Source organism: Peribacillus sp. P4_D6 (assembly GCF_056401795.1).
The window spans coordinates 1-513 of the sequence record NZ_JBFUIQ010000414.1; the positions used below are offsets into that span (position 1 = coordinate 1).

Below are 513 nucleotides of genomic sequence, written 5' to 3' on the forward strand. Positions count from 1 at the left end.
GACTTATTGTGAGTTAACACAAGTTGTGACATAAAACAGTTAAAATGATTTAAAAATTGAATTTAAAACAATAAATAGAAAAATGATAATAGCAATTACAATTGCTTCGAGTGTGAACTTTTTATTCTTTTTCTTTTGCTGTAATTTCTCCCTATATTCCATTTGAATCTTTTTCTTTTTATCATCTAATTTCATAGCAGGTAGACCCCTTAATGAAAATAATTTAAGTTTATTTTACCATAAAAAACCACATTTGTTCTTCAACTATCCTCCCTCTATAAACATTGATGTATCAACGGTTTGCACCACTCGGTATATTAGGGAATTTATTTTTTTATTCTACTTTTAAACAGAGTATTGAAATTCTGGTTTTTATTAGTAAATTGAGCGTACGCTTCGCTAAAACTAATGGAAATCATTAGCTATTTTCTCCACTATGTGATGCACAATAGATCTCTGCGAAACTTATGATGACGTACCCTCCCATGTCTCTTAGCGTCATTTGCGCTTACA

At 30.0% G+C, this 513-nt stretch carries 1 protein-coding gene; it reads right to left on the bottom strand.

The window, feature by feature from the left end; translation table 11 throughout:
• Positions 1-39: 39 nt before the first annotated feature.
• Positions 40-195 (bottom strand): hypothetical protein, encoded by a 156-nt coding sequence (locus tag AC1DVB_RS27925; protein WP_477592109.1) that lies wholly within the window; start codon positions 193-195, stop codon positions 40-42.
• Positions 196-513 lie beyond the last annotated feature (318 nt).

Bases quoted from the DNA above. Each gene is read 5' to 3' on its own strand.
- AC1DVB_RS27925 (WP_477592109.1), bottom strand. From the start codon at position 195: ATGAAATTAGATGATAAAAAGAAAAAGATTCAAATGGAATATAGGGAG.